17 protein-coding genes are annotated in these 17,402 nt (G+C 30.8%); 8 read left to right on the top strand and 9 right to left on the bottom strand.

What is annotated here, in order from left to right:
- Position 1 precedes the first annotated feature (1 nt).
- The 6 genes from LG45_RS01435 to LG45_RS01410 all read right to left on the bottom strand — a co-directional run bounded on the left by LG45_RS01435 (position 2) and on the right by LG45_RS01410 (position 6,414).
- Entirely contained in the window at positions 2-1,759 is a 1,758-nt protein-coding gene (locus LG45_RS01435) for a tetratricopeptide repeat-containing sensor histidine kinase (RefSeq protein ID WP_052087437.1), read from the bottom strand.
- Entirely contained in the window at positions 1,749-3,683 is a 1,935-nt protein-coding gene (locus LG45_RS01430) for a tetratricopeptide repeat protein (RefSeq protein WP_035123699.1), read from the bottom strand. The genes LG45_RS01435 and LG45_RS01430 overlap by 11 nt, the downstream gene beginning before the upstream one ends.
- Positions 3,684-3,709: 26 nt before the next feature.
- On the bottom strand, positions 3,710-3,991 hold the full coding sequence (locus LG45_RS01425) for a hypothetical protein (RefSeq protein WP_035123698.1): 282 nt from the start codon (positions 3,989-3,991) through the stop codon (positions 3,710-3,712).
- Between the two features lie 71 nt (positions 3,992-4,062).
- Complete coding sequence (locus LG45_RS01420) at positions 4,063-4,707, bottom strand: DUF4230 domain-containing protein (protein WP_035124252.1); 645 nt, start codon at positions 4,705-4,707, stop codon at positions 4,063-4,065.
- A gap of 149 nt (positions 4,708-4,856) precedes the next feature.
- Positions 4,857-5,387, bottom strand: coding sequence for a hypothetical protein (locus LG45_RS01415; protein ID WP_035123696.1), 531 nt, complete (start codon positions 5,385-5,387; stop codon positions 4,857-4,859).
- A 76-nt stretch (positions 5,388-5,463) separates the two neighbouring features.
- The gene (locus LG45_RS01410; protein WP_035123694.1) at positions 5,464-6,414 is read right to left on the bottom strand and encodes a GSCFA domain-containing protein; all 951 of its coding nucleotides are present in this window, start codon (positions 6,412-6,414) and stop codon (positions 5,464-5,466) included.
- Positions 6,415-6,552: 138 nt separating this feature from the next.
- Between LG45_RS01410 and LG45_RS01405 the strand changes: the two genes are divergently transcribed.
- From LG45_RS01405 to LG45_RS01395, 3 genes are all read left to right on the top strand, one after another.
- Entirely contained in the window at positions 6,553-8,298 is a 1,746-nt protein-coding gene (locus LG45_RS01405) for an ABC transporter ATP-binding protein (RefSeq protein WP_035123692.1), read from the top strand.
- A 73-nt stretch (positions 8,299-8,371) separates the two neighbouring features.
- A complete protein-coding gene (locus tag LG45_RS15960; protein WP_052087436.1) occupies positions 8,372-9,109 on the top strand; it encodes a DUF3667 domain-containing protein in 738 nt (245 codons plus the stop codon).
- 29 nt (positions 9,110-9,138) lie between these two features.
- A complete protein-coding gene (locus tag LG45_RS01395) occupies positions 9,139-9,516 on the top strand; it encodes a RidA family protein (RefSeq protein WP_035123690.1) in 378 nt (125 codons plus the stop codon).
- A 52-nt stretch (positions 9,517-9,568) separates the two neighbouring features.
- Here the strand turns inward: LG45_RS01395 and LG45_RS01390 are convergent, their stop codons facing one another.
- The 3 genes from LG45_RS01390 to LG45_RS15955 all read right to left on the bottom strand — a co-directional run bounded on the left by LG45_RS01390 (position 9,569) and on the right by LG45_RS15955 (position 13,983).
- On the bottom strand, positions 9,569-10,384 hold the full coding sequence (locus LG45_RS01390) for a hypothetical protein (protein ID WP_035123688.1): 816 nt from the start codon (positions 10,382-10,384) through the stop codon (positions 9,569-9,571).
- Between the two features lie 95 nt (positions 10,385-10,479).
- Complete coding sequence (alaS, locus tag LG45_RS01385; protein WP_035123686.1) at positions 10,480-13,116, bottom strand: alanine--tRNA ligase; 2,637 nt, start codon at positions 13,114-13,116, stop codon at positions 10,480-10,482.
- A gap of 12 nt (positions 13,117-13,128) precedes the next feature.
- Positions 13,129-13,983, bottom strand: a complete 855-nt coding sequence (locus LG45_RS15955; protein ID WP_052087435.1) for an SRPBCC family protein — start codon at positions 13,981-13,983, stop codon at positions 13,129-13,131.
- Between the two features lie 132 nt (positions 13,984-14,115).
- On the opposite strand from LG45_RS15955, the gene LG45_RS01370 reads away from it, so the two are divergent.
- Genes LG45_RS01370 through LG45_RS01350 form a run of 5 tightly spaced genes read left to right on the top strand, consistent with a single transcriptional unit; the run spans position 14,116 to position 17,345 of the window.
- Positions 14,116-15,093 (top strand): M23 family metallopeptidase, encoded by a 978-nt coding sequence (locus tag LG45_RS01370; protein WP_035123684.1) that lies wholly within the window; start codon positions 14,116-14,118, stop codon positions 15,091-15,093.
- A 50-nt stretch (positions 15,094-15,143) separates the two neighbouring features.
- The gene (locus LG45_RS01365; protein WP_035123682.1) at positions 15,144-15,476 is read left to right on the top strand and encodes a MerR family transcriptional regulator; all 333 of its coding nucleotides are present in this window, start codon (positions 15,144-15,146) and stop codon (positions 15,474-15,476) included.
- A gap of 32 nt (positions 15,477-15,508) precedes the next feature.
- Positions 15,509-16,108, top strand: coding sequence for a LemA family protein (locus LG45_RS01360; protein WP_035123680.1), 600 nt, complete (start codon positions 15,509-15,511; stop codon positions 16,106-16,108).
- Positions 16,108-16,545, top strand: a complete 438-nt coding sequence (locus LG45_RS01355; RefSeq protein WP_035123678.1) for a TPM domain-containing protein — start codon at positions 16,108-16,110, stop codon at positions 16,543-16,545. Before LG45_RS01360 ends, LG45_RS01355 begins: the two co-directional genes overlap by 1 nt.
- Entirely contained in the window at positions 16,542-17,345 is an 804-nt protein-coding gene (locus LG45_RS01350; RefSeq protein ID WP_035123676.1) for a TPM domain-containing protein, read from the top strand. The genes LG45_RS01355 and LG45_RS01350 overlap by 4 nt, the downstream gene beginning before the upstream one ends.
- Positions 17,346-17,402 lie beyond the last annotated feature (57 nt).

The following is a 17,402-nucleotide window of genomic DNA, read 5'->3' as shown; positions in this document are numbered from 1 at the left end:
CTTATTGATTTTTATTAATTAGAATATTTATTATAGTTCCTCTATTTATATTTGACTCTATTTTTAAAACTCCAGCTACTTCTTCAACTCGCTTCTTCATGTTGTATAAACCATTCCCAAAGTCTATTGTATTGATATCAAATCCTTTTCCGTTGTCTTGAATTTCAATTTTAATTTGATCATTTTCGTTTGTTATATCGACAGAAATTTCACTCGCTTCAGAGTATTTAACAGCATTATTTATTGCTTCTTGAATGGTTCTGTAAATATTAATTCCAACTAGCGATGACAATTTAATGTCTTGCAATGCTTCATCAATTGTAAATTTAAAAGCTACGTCTTCTCTAGCAAATTTAGCTTTTTCGATAAAATTAAAAATTCTTGAACGCAAATCTTCAAACACAAATTCGCTATTATTCATTGCCCAAATGGTATCGCGAAGTTCAATGATGGTTGCTCTTGTAAAATCACTAATTTTTGTTAGTTGATTGGTGACTTTACTGTCTTTGATTTTATTTCCAAATTTTAAATTATCAATTGATGAAATTACAAAGGTGAGCTGTGCACCAATATTGTCATGCAAATCTCTTGAAATTGACAACCTTTGTTCGTGCAATTTATTTTGCGTTTCTATAACAGAAATTGCCGATTTTAACTGAAATTCTTGCTTTTGCTGTATATTTTTAAGCTTCTGTTGACGGTAAATTAAGTAACCAATTAAACCAATAAACAATGCCAATGATGAAACCGCAATCAATTTATTTCTAGTATTTTTTACTTCAATTTCTTTTTCTAAAAGTTGTTTTTCCTTATTTTTAGTTTCAAATTTCACTTCGAGTTCTGCAATCTTCGAATTGGTTTCGGTATTTAAAATACTGTCTTTATAAAACACATGTTTCTTGTAGGCAACCAATGCAGCTTTAGAATTATTCGAATATTCGTAACATTCAGAAATCATTTTGTAATTATGTCGAAGCAAATTATTGAATTTGTATTTCAAACTAAATTCCAGCGATTTATCATAATTTAAAATGGCCTCATCATACTTTTTCTCGGCATGATTTAAATCTCCAAGATAAGCATAACTGTCTGCTATACCATATTTATCATTTCTTAAAATCCTAATTTTCAATGATTTGTCAAATAATTTTTTCGCTTCTGCAAATTGCTTTCTGATGATAAAAATCTCTGCAATATTGTTTAAACTATAAGGAATTCCGACGCTGTCCTTAATTGATTCTTTAATTTTTAAACATTTTCTGAAGAAATACAGCGCACTATCCAATTCGTTTTGCTGCTGTTTTAAAGTTCCATAATTATTGTAAATTCCTAAAAGTGGCTTTTGAAACTTATTTTTTTCTGAAATTTTCATTCCCTTTTGCATGTAATACAGTGCTTTCTTAGGATTTCTTTTATTCATTCTAAAACCCATTTCGCCGTATTCATTGGCTAACTTTTCAATCTCATTCAGCTTTTCATAAATAGCAATTGCTTGCAACGAATAGCTAAAATTATCGTCGAATTTTCCACTGAAAAACGACATCAAACTCAAATTGCTATAACTTTCGGCTTCACCCAATGGATAATTTATCTTCTTAGCATCAGAGGCATTTTTTTTATATACTTTACAAAAAGCCACACAATTTTCCAACTTGGTTTCGTAGGCAATATTATTAATAGAATCTATAGATTTCTTGGTTTGCGAGAATATACAATTTGCAAAAAATAGAAAGAAAAATATAGTTATTCTATGCTTCATCTTTACCCAATAAAATTGTAATTGTTGTTCCTTTATTTAATGTTGATTGTACCGTAAAACTTCCATTAATTTCTTCAATTCGCTTTTTCATGTTTAAAATTCCGTTTCCTAAAACGATCGTTTCCATATCAAAACCTTTTCCGTTATCGGTAATTTCGATTTCAATTTTATCATGAATTGCAGCAACATTAACCGAAATTTTTTCAGCTGCTGAATATTTTATAGCATTGTTTATAGCTTCTTGAATGGTTCTATAAACATTAATTCCAACCAGCGACGAGATTTTTAACGCCGATAATGTTTCGTCTATTTTAAATTGAAATTCAATATTTTCTTGAGCAATTTTGGCTTTTTCGATAAAATTAAAAATTCGAGAACGCAAATCCTCAAATGAAAACTCGCTGCTATTCATTGCCCAAATAGTATCGCGAAGTTCGATTATTGTTGACTTTGTAAAATCACTTATCTTAGTTAATTGATTTACAATTTTAGAATCGCTTATTTGATTTCCGAATTTTAAATTATCTACAGACGAAATTACGAAAGTTAGTTGTGCACCAATATTATCATGTAAATCTCGAGAAATTGACAGTCTTTGTTCGTGTAATTTATTTTGAGTTTCAATCTCTTTAATGGCCGATTTAAGTTGAAACTCCTGCTCTTGTTGTTTGTTTTTAAGTTTCTGCTGACGGTAAATTAAGTATCCAATTACTATTAAAGCTAGAGAAACCAAAGCCAAAATTTGAAATTGCGTATTTTTCTTTTTTATTTGAAGTTCGCTTTCGGCTATTTTATTTTTAGAAATTAGGAGTTCTTTTTCTTTTTTATCAGTTTCGTAAATAGTTTTAAACTCGGCTGCAGCAATTTCTTTTCTATCATTAATCAAACTTTTATAAACCGACTGATATTTATTAGAATATTCGTAAGCATTTTTATAATCACCTTTGGATTTATAAAAATCAATAAGCAAATTGTAATTTTTTGCAATTCCGGGATGATAATTTACATTTTGAGCAATTGCAATACTCTTTTCGGTATAACTTTTCACATCAGCATCATTCTTATAAAAAACGGCTAGTTGTGCTAAATTGGCATACGAATCTGAAATTTGTTTTTCATTTTTACCAATTAAATCTAATTTCAAACATTCATTAAAATAATATTTGGCGCTGTCCAATTGATTTGAAAACATGAAACAATTGGCTTTGTTATCTAAAAAAGTTGCTTTTAAATCGTTAGACTTTAGTTTATTAGAAATCTTCAAACCTTCTTCATCGAGTTTCAAAGCTTCAGTAAAATTTCCATTCATTCCGTTTAAATTGGCTAAGGTGTGAATAGTAATTAAGTAAGCTGGTTTATGTTTCTTTTTATCTAAAAGATTTTTAGCTAAATATAAATTGTGTTTGGCTTGTTTTTGATCATCTTTTTGAAGATATAATTGTCCTAAATTAGCATAAATTACCGCCATATCCATGGTGTCTTTTCGTTTTTCTGACAATTTTAAAGCAGTTAAAAAATGCTCCATACTTTTAGGATAGTCACCAGTATGTTTGTAATAATTCCCTATTCCGTAGTAGGCTGAAGTTAATAAACTATCATTTTTTGTTTGTCTAACTATATTTAAAGCTTCATTATAATTTTTAAAAGACAAACTGTCGTTGTTAATAGAGTTATAGTAATTTCCATAACATAATAAGCCGAGAGCTTTAAAATTTGGACTTTCGTTTGCAACCTGTTTTGTAATACTATCAGCATATTTTTCTATGAGAAAATGATTTATATTTCTTTGCGCAAGTGCAAGATTAAACCACGAAATAATTTGTTTTTGATTTTTTGTAAATTGAGAAGATTGCTCGATTGTTGCATCATCATTTTTACACGAAAACAAAACTAAAACTACTAGTAACAATGTCTTTTTAATCATAAAATTCTTATTTACATTGTCTAAAGTTAGTTATAATTTCCATTCGAAATGATATCGATAAAAACTTTTTGTAGTTCTACAACTTCGTCACCCAAAGCCTTCATGTCTTTGGAATAATTGGATTTATAATCATCAGAAATAACGACTTGATTGTTGAGCGATTGTTGTTTAGAATGTAAGGAAGAAATTATGAGTTGCAATTTTTCCATATTTTTAGCGTGTTCATCCTTTATACTTGAATTACTGATAAACAAATAGATAATGATGAAAAGCATCAAAATAATTAAAATTACTAATATATAAATCATAAAAAAAGTCATTAAATCAATTACAAATTTGACTTAATGACTTGATTAAAACAATACGTAGAAATGCGTATTTAATTCTTGAGTTGGGTTCCAAATTCCTTATCAGAATTTACTATTTCACCGTTGTATTGCAACTTCCAACCCATAGAATTGGTCACAATTAATATTTTTGATAATTCGCTAATCAATCTATTTTTTGCATTTGATTTTAATGTAGATTTTTCAATTTTCTTAGCCAAATTCGCCTTCACTATTTTATTGATTTTGTTATAATCCTCTCCAGTAAATTCGTTAAACGTACTTTGATCAACATTATAATATTTAATATCGGGACTAATTTTTATTTCTTCTTTTGGAATACTTGTAATTTTAACCGTTTTAGCTTTTTCATCAATATCATATTTTATTTTACTCAAGTCAAAACTCACAGCAACATCAGCATTGATAACTACTAGCGCCTTTTTTTCAAACGAAATTAAATCTCCAATATATTTCTTTTGATCTTTATACGTCATCACTTCTGAAAAATGACCTTCAGTAACTACCAATTTCCCTACATTTTTAATTTGTTCCTGAATTAAAGCCGTATCATATTCTACCGATGACGTTCCGTCGTTTTTTGTCACCAATTGATAGATTAAAAATCCGATAATGGCAAAAAGAATCAAATAGATAATTTTTCCAGATCGAATTAATGCTTGAACTAAAGGTGTCATTACGTTTTTAATATCGGTTTCGGTAGAAGTATTTCGTGTCATAAATTTAAAATTGTATCAATTTCAAATTTATAAAATAAAACTCAGCTAAAGCAAAAAAGACTGCCTTTAAAAAGACAGTCTTTAAAATCATATAATTAGGTTTTTAATTATAATTCTAATCTAAAAGAACCATTAGTAACATTTTTTGTCGCACCATCGCAAGTTTCATCCATTTTCACTTCTTTGCCTACAAAACTAAAAGTTCCTTCAATTTTTGTAGCATCGATGAAAGTAACTTCCAAAGTTCCAGTTGCATTTTCACAATTTAAGGAATTGTAAGATTGTGTAGTAAAAGTGTCTAAATTCACTGTTGCATAATTCAAACTTCCTGTGTAAGCATCATTTTCATTAGTTGCATTCATGTTGTAAGTTCCTGTTTCAAGCGAACCATCTAAAGCATATAACTGAATAGTAACCGATTTTCCGTCTAATGTTGTTCCTTGTAAAACCATTGCGCCACTGTTGTAAGTTCCCACAGTTGTCATGTCGTCTGATTGGAAATTGGCACCTGCTACTTTTGCTTTAATAAACCCGCCAGTTGCTGGTCCAGATCCGCCACCGCCATCGCTATCACTACTACAAGATAGACTAAGAAAAGAAAGAAGTAAAATTGCGGAGAATTTGTTGAAATTTTTCATGTTTTTTTGTTTTTAAGTTAATTAAGACAAATTTCATTTTTAACTTAAACACAATCAATACGTAAAAAAACGTATTTTAACTGAACTTTATTGAAGGAAGCACTTCTTGAATTTTAGATATTTTCAAATTTAAATTAGATAAAAACTTCAAATGACTTTCAGATTCTGGGTTGAATGGTCTATGTTTTAAAGCTCTTTGAATTTCACAAACCTTATTCATAGTTGAAAATTCATTTTCAGAAACATAATTTTCAAAGAATTTCATCCAAATATAATCGATTGCAGTCTGGCTTGGATGCAACATATCATCTGCATAAAATCGATAATCCCGAAGTTCATCCATCATGATTTCGTAGGAAGGAAAATAGTTTGCAGATTGCAGATTACAAATTGCAGATTGTAAAGCCGTAATCAAATGTGCTTTACTTCTTTGATTTTCTACAAAGCCGTCTTTAATATGTCTAACTGGTGAAATTGTGAAAATGAAGTTGCAATTTGGATTTATTTTCTGAATTAAATTGATCGTTTTTTCAATTGATTTTTCGATAGTTTCTGCCGATAAAATTTCTTTATCAAATTGATTTTGGGCAACTTTATGACAATTGGCAACAACTTCATTAGAAGTTTTATTTCGATAAACCCAACTCGTTCCATAGGTTATTATGATGTGAGTTGCATTTGAAAAAGCATTAAAATTTTCTAATAAAACTCTGTTTAAAATAATAAGAAAATCTTCTTTATTAGCATTTGATATTTCCGAATGAACTTCGTAGCAATGCCATAAATCGTTATGAAAAAAAATGTCGTTTTCTTTAAATTCGATTTGATTTACAATTCGATTTACTAATTTTTCAATAGAAACTGAGTTGAAAATTATACCAAACGGATTCACCGAATTCTGAAACTTAAAATATTCAAATTTCTCACCTATATTTTCAGCAAAACAAGAACCTACAGACATAATCTTGGAATTATAATCTATCGGATTTCTATATTTCTCGATTGGTACTTTGGTTGTAAAATTCATATTTTAAATTTTGAACTTCAAAAATACAAAATGATTGGTTAACCTTAAAATCTTGTATGAACTATAAATTAATGCAATCGAAAACGGCAACTTGATGTCTTTTATTTTCTACTTTTGTATGAAATTTTAAAAAACTTCATGAAACTACTATATTCTTATCTCAAAAAACATAAAATGCTACTGTTTATCGCTTTATTAATGGCGGCAGTTAACATTTGCTTCAGCTTATCAGACTCCATTATTACCGGAAAATTGATGCAGGATTGTGGTGTTGGAATTGGCAAATACAAAGGCAACGAACTGGGCTTCATTAAATCGGTTGCATTTTGGCTAGGATTATCACTTGGCGCAGCGATGATTTCCAGAATTACCAAAAACTTTCAGGATTATTTTACCAATATTGTAATTCAGCGAACAGGTGCAGAAATGTACACTGACGGAATTAAGAAATCACTCGATTTACCTTATGAACAATTTGAAGATCAACGAAGTGGCGAAACATTGAGTAAATTAACCAAAGTAAGAATTGATTCAGAAAAATTAATTACGCTTTCGATTTCATTGATATTTCAAACCGTTATCGGATTTATTTTTGTCATCGTTTACGTTTCTCGAATAGATTACAGAATTTCGATAATTTTCTTAATTACGGCTCCAATAATTGCTTTAGTAAGTTCGTATTTAGGTAAAAAAATCAAAGTAGTTTCAAGAAAAATTGTTACTCAAACCAATGCTTTGGCAGGTTCAACCACCGAAAGTTTACGAAATATTGAATTGGTTAAAAGTTTGGGATTAACGTATCAGGAAGAAAAACGATTGAATTTAAACACATTAAAAATTCTACAACTCGAATTACAGAAAATTCGTTTCATTAGAAGTTTAAGCTTTATTCAAGGAACGACAGTTCATTTTTTAAGAACTTGTGTTGTTTTTACCTTATATTATTTCTTATTTGGAGAAAAGATTATTGTTGGAGACTTATTGACAATGGTGTTTTTTACCTTCTTTATTTTTGGTCCGTTGCAAGAATTGGGGACTTTTATTATTGCTTTAAATGAAACCAAAGTTTCTATGGAAAACTTCAAAGAATTGTTGAATGCACCCAAAGAATACCGTCCGAAAAATGCTAAAAATGTTGGCGCAATTAAAGCATTACACTTTTCTGATGTTAGTTTCAAACATAAATCAGCGAAACACAATGCGGTTGAAAACATCACTTTTGACATAAAACAAGGAGAAACTGTAGCGTTTGTTGGTCCATCTGGTGCTGGAAAAACTACATTGGTCAAGCTTTTGGTTGGATTGTATCCGCCAGAAAAAGGACAAGTAAAATACAACGAAATTGATTCTAAAGAAATTGATTTGCTAGATTTGAGAAAACAACTCGGATTTGTAACGCAAGATGCCCAATTATTTTCTGGAACAATTCGTGAAAATTTATTGTTTGTAAAACCATCAGCAACCGATGAAGAATTGCTAGAAGTGTTGCACAAAGCAAGTTGCGACCGATTATTAGAACGTGCCGAAGACGGATTAAATTCAACCATTGGAGAAGGCGGAATTAAAGTTTCTGGTGGCGAAAAACAACGATTATCAATTGCAAGAGCAATATTGAGAAACCCGAATTTATTGATATTTGATGAAGCAACTTCGGCTTTAGATTCAATTACTGAAGAAGAAATTAATGCCACCATCAGAAATATATCTGACCAAAACAGAATAACAGTTTTAATTGCACACCGATTATCAACGGTTATGCATGCTGATAAAATTTTCGTTTTAGAACAAGGAAAGATTATTGAACAAGGCAGACACGAAGCATTATTGGAAGAAAAAGGTTTGTATTATGCTATGTGGAGACAACAGATTGGTGAGAGGAAGTAAAATAAAATAATTTCTTCATAATTTGTACCTTTGATTAGATTTAGTAAGATTTACAGACACAACTATTTTGATTATGAACACCATTTGTAAAAACTGCCATCAAACTTTTTCTGGTAATTATTGTAGCAATTGCAGTCAATCTGCCGAAACGCATCGATTGGATATACATTTTATTTGGCACGATATACAACATGGATTGTTTCATTTTGACAAGGGAATTTTCTATTCTGCAAAAGAATTATTTACAAGACCAGGTCACACAATTAGAGAATACATCGAAGGACAAAGAGTACAGCATTTTAAACCAATTTCTCTAATTATTGTTCTTGCTACATTGTATGGATTATTGTATCACTTGTTGCATATCAATTTAATGGGTACTGGCTCTTCGAACGAAATTATTGATTCTGAAAAATTCAATGAATGGGTTGCCACACATTTTGCTTGGGTTACATTGGCAACGATACCGTTTTACACACTTGGAACTTATTTATCATTTAGAAAACAAAATTATAATATTACAGAATTATTTATTCTAAATACATTCAAAGGATCGCAACGTTTGTTCTTTCATATATTTTTATTGCCTGTTTATTATTATTTTAATCATTCTGAACATATAAAAACAGTTACTGCAATCGTATATTTTGCAGATATCATACTAATTTTTTGGACTAACATTCAATTTTTTAATAAAATATCTAAAACAAAGGCATTTGTATTATCTATTTTGAGCCATGCTATTTTTTTAATTGCTTTTATTGCTTTCGTGGCATTAGGGATTTTCATTTTTAACAAAATGCATTACTAATTTTAAAATTAAGCATTAAAAAAAATACTATGATGATTAAAAATCACATTCATACCAACGAAGGTTTTTCCCAAGTTGTAGTTGTTGAAACTACAGAAACTAAAACATTACATATTTCTGGACAAATTGGTGAAGGCAGTAATTTAGAATTACAAACAATTGCGACGTTTAAAAATTTAGAACGACTATTAAAAGAATGTGATGCAAGTTTTCAAGATGTTGTAAAAATGAATACTTACATTGTAAATTTTTATCCCGAAATTGATTTACCAATTTTTAGAAAAATACGCCAAGAATTTTTAGGAAGAGACAACTATCCTGCTAGTACATTAGTTGGAGTTTCTGTATTAGGAAATCGAGATTGGCTAATTGAAATTGATGCTGTAGCTATCGTCAAAAATAGATAAGATAAATTAATTTGTTAATATTTAACATTTTTTACAGCGAACTTGGCATAATTTAAAATTCAAAAAGCATTCTTGATTCACTATTTTTTGAAACTTCTTTCGGGAAACCATTATTATACTGATAAGATAATTGATTATAGTCTGCCTCAAAGCTTAAATTACCATTATTGTATTCTTTAATTGTTGAAAAAGTTAAATTATTTTTTGCTCCTGCATAAATACCTAATCCCTCCATATTATAAAAATCATTGTTATGAAATATATTATATAACTTTAAATTATTAAAACCTACAACTTCTGAAAGTATGTGTTTGTTTGTATCATAATTCATTATATATTCTTTATCAACTATATATCCAAACTCCTCATAATTATTTTTTATAAGTTTATTAACGTTGTTTTCGTCAAACATTACACTACCAATATAATCTTGCTCATAATTAGAAGTAAAAACGAAATTAGCATTTTGGTCGTCAATATAAGTAAATACTACACTCTCATCTACTTCAGAACTAGAGCCTGGATAATCAAATTCAAACTTCTCCAATCTGTCTAAAGAATCGTAGAAAAAATCTACACTAAAATAAAATTCTGATTCTCCGTTTATCCTAATATATTTATCAACATGTGTAATTAAATTATTTGTATAAAAAAAATCAACTTTATGACCAGTACCATCAGAATAACTGATTATTTTTCCATTATCATATTCGAATTCAATTATGTGATTCTCAAAATCAAAATTCCAATTTGCACCAACAAACTTAATCTTTTTGACAAGATTCCCTGCATCACTTTCATCACTACTACAACTTGAGAAAAAAAATATTGCTGAAAAAATCAAACCAATAAGTAAATATTTTTTCATATCTTTTTTTTGTAAATAAAAGAAAAAAAACTAACAAAACAAAAAGCCTTTCACTCAACTTGAATGAAAGGCTTTTTAATTTATGCAAGTCAAAACTATTTTACAAAATCAACCGATTTCTCCAAAGCTTCTTTAACTCCGTTTACATTTTTACCTTTTCCTGATGCAAAGAATGGTTGTCCACCGCCATTTCCGTCGATATATTTTCCTAATTCTCTAATTATATTTCCTGCATTTAATGATTTTTCAGCCACTAATTCTTTCGAAATATAACAGTGAATATTTGGAGTATTATCTTCAACTGAAGCTAAAAACACGAACGAATTTGGTTTAGAAGTTCCGATAGCTTGCGCTAAATCTTTAGTTGTGCTCATCGATAAATCAACTTGTTTTGCCAAAAAGTTAATTCCGTTTATTTCTTGAAAATCAGAAACTAAAGTATTTTTTAATCCGTCGATTTTCTCTTTCAATAATTGTTCAATTTGTTTTTTCAACTTCGCATTATCGTCTTGCAATGAAGCTACTGATTTTAAAATATCTTGTGGATTTTTTAAAGTTTCTTTAATTTCCGCTAAAGTACTTTCTTGATTTTTGTAGAAATCTTTCACAGCATCGCCAGTAATTGCTTCAATACGACGAATTCCTGCGGCAACTGCTCCTTCAGAAATGATTTTGAAATGCCAGATTTCGGCAGTGTTTTTCACGTGAATTCCACCGCAAAGTTCTTTGCTTTCGCCAAATTCTATCATTCGAACCGAATCACCATATTTTTCTCCAAACAAAGCCATCGCACCTTTATCCAATGCTTCTTTAATAGGAATATTTCTATGTTCTACCAATTGCAATTGTGCTTCAATTTGAGCGTTCACACTTGCTTCTACTTGACGTAATTCTTCATCAGAAACTTTAGAAAAATGCGAAAAGTCAAAACGCAAGTAATTTGGATTTACCAACGAACCTTTTTGCTCCACATGCGTTCCAAGAATGTTTCTCAAAGCCAAATGCATCAAATGCGTAGCCGAGTGATTTTTGGAAGTTGATGTTCTTAAATCGGTGTTTACTTTTGCTACAAATCCGGCTTCAATATTTTCTGGAAGTTGTTTTGCAAAATGTAATATTAAATTATTTTCTTTTTTAGTATCAATAATATCAATGGTTTCGTTTGCAGAAACTAATGTTCCTTTATCGCCAACTTGTCCTCCACCTTCAGGATAAAATGGTGTATTGTCTAAAACAATTTGATATAAAATTCCGTCTTTTTTAGAATCTACTTTACGGATTCTGGTGATTTTTACTTCGTTTTCTGTTTGATCATAACCAACAAATGTTTCCACATTTCCAGGAATTAAAACCGACCAATCTTCGGTTGAAACTTCTGATGCTGCACGAGAACGCGCTTTTTGTTTTTGTAATTCTGATTCAAATTCTTCTTCGTTGTACGAATATCCTTTTTCTTTCAGAATTAAAGCAGTCAAGTCTTTTGGAAACCCAAACGTATCGTACAATTCAAAAACTTTTGCACCTGAAACTTCATTTACTGACGTTTCGGCAACAACTTTATCTAATAATTGTAAACCTTGATCTAAAGTTCTTAAAAATGACGCTTCTTCTTCACGAATTACATTGGTAACCAATTGTTGTTGCGATTTGATTTCTGGGAAAAATTCGCCCATTTGATTCGCTAAAACTTCAACTAATTTATTGATGAAAGGTTCTTTGGTATTTAAAAATGTAAATCCGTAACGAATAGCACGACGTAAAATTCTACGAATTACATAACCTGCACCAGTATTTGAGGGAAGTTGTCCATCGGCGATAGCAAATGCCACAGCACGAACGTGATCAACAATTACACGAATGGCAATATTGGTTTTGTTTTGTTCTTCACTTACATTTTTAACTTCGTTGGAAGTATATTTTAATCCTGTAATTTGCTCTACTTTTTCAATTAGCGGCGTAAAAACATCGGTGTCATAATTGGAAGTCACATTTTGCATTGCCATACACAAACGCTCAAATCCCATTCCGGTATCGACATGTTGCGCTGGTAATTTTTCTAACGAACCATCAGCTTTTCGGTTGAATTCCATGAAAACGTTGTTCCAAATTTCAACTACTTGCGGATGATCAGCATTAACTAAATCTCTTCCAGAAGTTATCGCTCTTTCTTCGTCAGAGCGAATATCAATATGAATTTCGGAACATGGACCACACGGACCTTGATCACCCATTTCCCAAAAGTTGTCTTTTTTATTTCCTAAAATAATTCGATCTTCCGATACATATTGTTTCCAAATATCGAATGCATCTTGGTCAAACGGAACATTTTCGGCTGGATTTCCTTCAAAAACAGAAACATACAAACGGTCTTTATCTAATTTCAAAACTTCGGTTAAAAATTCCCAAGCCCAAGCTAATGCATCTTTTTTGAAATAATCGCCAAACGACCAGTTTCCAAGCATTTCGAACATGGTGTGATGATATGTATCAAAACCTACATCTTCAAGATCGTTGTGCTTTCCTGAAACACGAAGACATTTTTGCGTATCGGCAATTCTCGGACTTTTTGGCGTTCCGTTTCCTAAAAAGTATTCTTTGAATTGCGCCATTCCCGAGTTGTTGAACATCAAGGTTGGATCATCTTTTAACACGATTGGCGCCGATGGAACGATTAAATGTCCTTTGCTTTCAAAAAAATTGAGATAGGCTTTACGAATGTCTTGTGATTTCATTATTATAATTTATTATTCTGATATTTTTTTTAATTCTTGCAATGCTAATGGAAATTTTTCATTCATGTAATTGATGTATTCTGGAACGCAATCAATTTCGGCTGTTACGGTTGTAATTCCATCAACTTCATTTAATTTATAGGTTTCAAAACTTCCTGTCCATCGTTCTGCTTCTGCATCAAGTGGTAATTCTTTTAAATCTTTTAAATTTCCAATGTGTTTAAAAATGATTAATTTATTTGGAATTAGATAAAAAACATCGCTGTACATTCCGTCAAAACTTGGAGCAATAAAATGAATTCTACCTCCTAATTCAATTTCACCAGTAAAATAAGTTCCTGCACAAAAAGGTGTTGTCCAATAAGTATATGATTTTTTATCCCACATTTTATTCCAAACAGTTTCTGCAGATGCCTTAATTTCTTGTTCGAAAACTATTTTTTTAATGCCGTAAAGATAGTTTCTCAAATTGGTTTTTACAATTGCATCCCAACCCATTTCATAATTTGCTGGTGCAAAATTTGGTCCGCCATCTGCAAAACTTTCTAAACCTTCATGTGACAATGAAACTTTTACTTTATTTTCTTCAATTTCTTCAATTTCCCAAGTTACAATAGAACTTCCTTTGGATTGTTGTGGATGCTTCCAACTGTGTTGTAGCACTTTATTTTGTTCAACTTTTAGGATTTGGCCTTCGTGTAAATATTCCTTTTTTTCACCTTCGTAAAATGAAAATTCGGTTCCAACAGCTAATTTGAAATTTGAAATATCAAAATACCAAACTTTCATAATTTCTGTATTTGTCAACGCTTCCCAAACTTGTGATTTGGCAGCATCAAAAACGGCTTCTACTTTTACGATATCCATAGTGAGTATTTATAGTTAATGAAATTACTACAATTTAAAAATAAAAATAGTTTAGTTTGAAACATTTCTTAAATTTGTTCGTATAACCATTGTTATTCTTAAAACGATTACAAAAATAGTATAATTTAAGAAATGTCGAAGAAAGTTAAGTATTATTACGATACAGAAAATCTAGCTTACCATAAAATCAAACCTCAAAAGAGGAAAAAAGTTGGTTATGCCTTGTTATTCCTTATTGCATCGGCGTTGTTCGGATTTTTATGTTTTGTAGTTTTGATGAATACACCCTATTTTGAAACACCAAAAGACAAAATTCAGGCGCGAGAAATTGATAATATGAAGATTCGATATTCGATTTTGAATAAAAAAATTGAAAATATTGAGCAAGTTGCCGCAGATTTGGAAGAAAGAGACAACAACTTATATAGAATTTATTTTAACTCGGCTCCAATTTCGAACGAAAAAAGAAGAGGAATAATAGATATTGAACGTTATAAAGAATTAGAAGGATATAACAATTCTGATTTGGTAATAAACACATCAAAAAAAGTAGATGGAATTTCGAAAGCGTTGGCATTTCAATCGAAATCGTTGGATGAAATTTTGAAATTAGCTAAAGCGAAAGATAAATTATTGAGTGCAGTTCCAGCCATTCAACCAGTAAAAAATGAAGATTTACGGCACATGGCTTCTGGATTTGGATACAGAACCGATCCTTTTACAAAAGCAAAAAAAATGCACGAAGGAATGGATTTTACGGCAAAAACTGGAACACCAATTTATGCAACTGGTGATGGCGTTGTGAAAAAAGCAGACAATTCGTTATCGGGTTATGGAAATCATATTGAAATAAGTCACGGATTTGGATATTTGACCTTGTATGCACATTTAAGCAAGTACAAAGTTCGACCTGGACAACGAGTAAAACGTGGTGACATTATTGGTTATGTTGGAAGTACAGGAAGAAGTCAGGCACCACATTTACATTATGAGGTTCATAAAGATGGAAAAGTCGTAAATCCGATTAATTTTTATTACGGAAATATTTCAGCGGCCGAATACGTTGCGATTTCAAAAATTGCGAATCAAGAGAATCAGTCGCTTGATTAACGATTTAAGATTGAAGAATTTTGATTTTTGAATGAATAAAAAATAAAAAAATGCACATAGAATTATCAAAAGATAAATTATATTTTAGTATGGGTGAAGTTGCCGAAGCATTTGGAGTGAATGCCTCGCTTATTCGTTTTTGGGATAAAGAATTTGACATCTTGAAACCAAAGAAAAATGCTAAAGGAAATAGAATGTTTACGCAGGAAGATGTAAAGAATTTGCAATTGATTTATCATTTGGTGAAAGAACGCGGATTTACATTGGAAGGTGCAAAAACGCATTTGAAAGAAGGACAGAAAAAGACTTTAGATAAATTTGATATTATTTCGAAATTAGAGGGAATAAAAGCCGAATTAACTAACATAAAAAACAATTTATAAATCAATAATAAACTTAAAAACAAATAGAAATTATGAGAAAATTTTTGCCTTGGATAATATTAGTAGTGGTAATCTTAATTGGTTACTCATGGTTTAAAGGAATTAACAATACTGCTGTAACATTAAATCAAAACATTGAAGAAGCTTGGGGAAATGTTGAAACATCATACCAAAGACGAAATGATTTAATTGTAAATTTAGTAAAAACAGTTCAAGGTGCAGCTGAATATGAGAAAGGAACGCTTGAAGCTGTTGTCCAAGCTAGAGCAAGTGCAACAAAAACAGTTGTAGATCCAACAAATATAACGCCTGAACAATTAGAGAAATTCAGTCAAAATCAAAGTGCATTATCGCGCTTACTTGTTACTGTTGAAAATTATCCGAGTTTGCAAGCTAATCAAGGATTTTTGAAATTACAAGATGAACTCGCAAGCACTGAAAATCAAATTCTTACAGCAAGAACACGATTTAATGAAGCTGTTAAACCATACAATACTCATATCAAAACTTTTCCAAACAGTTTATTTGCAGGTATTTTTGGCTTTAAAGAAAAACCATATTTCAAATCTGTTGAAGGTGCAGATAAAGCTCCAGAAGTAGAATTTAATTTCGACAAAAAAGAAGCTAAATAATGTCTAAAGTAGAAGATTTTTTAACTAAAGCCGAAGAAGCTGAAGTCGTTGAAGCGATTCGATTGGCAGAAAAAAATACTTCTGGCGAAATTCGCGTGCACTTAGAAAAAGAAACCTCCATTGCTCCTATTGAACGAGCAGTGGAAGTTTTCCATGAATTGGGAATGGATACAACCCAACTTAGAAATGGCGTTATAATTTATGTTGCCGTAAAAAGTAAACAATTTGCCATTTATGGAGACCAAGGTATAAATGATAAAGTGGATGACGATTTTTGGAATTGTACCAAAGACATTATGGTAAATCATTTTAAGACAGGAAATAACGTTCAAGCATTGGTAGAAGGAATTCATAATGCAGGCGAACAATTAAAAAAACATTTTCCTTTCGAGGATGACGACACTGATGAACTTTCTAATGAAATATCAAAAGGATGATACACTTTATTTTTAAAATTGCTAAATTTCTTTTGATTCCGATACTTTTTTTGATGTATCAATTTGGTTTTGCACAATTTACAATTCCTCCGAAACCAGAATTTCAAACTTCGGTTTATGACTATGCAAAAGTTTTAAGCGATTCAGAAAAAGCACAATTAGAAAACAAATTAATTAAATATTCTGATTCTACTACTACTCAGATTGTTGTAATTACAATCGAAAGTCTGAAAGGTGAAGATATAGGAATACTTACGCCAAAATGGGGACAAACATGGGGAATTGGTGGAAGCGAAAAAAACGACAATGGAGTAATCATACTTTTAGCCAAAGAAGAACGAAAGATTTGGATTTCGGCTGGTTATGGACTAGAAGATAGACTAACAGCTGGAATTGGTGGTGAAATTACTCGAAATATTATCATACCAGAATTTAAAGCTGGTAGCTATTACAATGGCTTAGATAAAGGTACAGATGCTATTTTTGATGTATTTAAAGGAAAATATAAGGGTAAACGAGTTGAGAGATCGGATGAAGGTGGATTTTTACCCATATTGGTTTTTATCGTTATTATCGTTGTTGTAATCATTATTGCGTCGAAAAACAAAGGCGGAAATTCTGGTGGAAATTTCGGAAGCGGCTCAAGCCTTCTTGACATTATTATTTTAAGTAATATGGGAAGAAGTAGCGGCGGTGGTTTTGGAGGTTCTTCTGGTGGAGGATTTGGCAGCGGCGGCGGATTCGGTGGTGGATTTGGCGGTGGCGGATTTTCTGGCGGTGGTTCTGGCGGAAGTTGGTAATTCAGTTTTTAGCACTCAAAAATGAAATAGTTCAAATAACAGAAGTGAATCTAACTA

Source organism: Flavobacterium aquatile LMG 4008 = ATCC 11947, assembly GCF_000757385.1.
GTDB lineage: Bacteria > Bacteroidota > Bacteroidia > Flavobacteriales > Flavobacteriaceae > Flavobacterium > Flavobacterium aquatile.
Note: the sequence above shows the minus strand (reverse complement) of the source record. Positions and strands in the feature narration are given on the sequence as shown.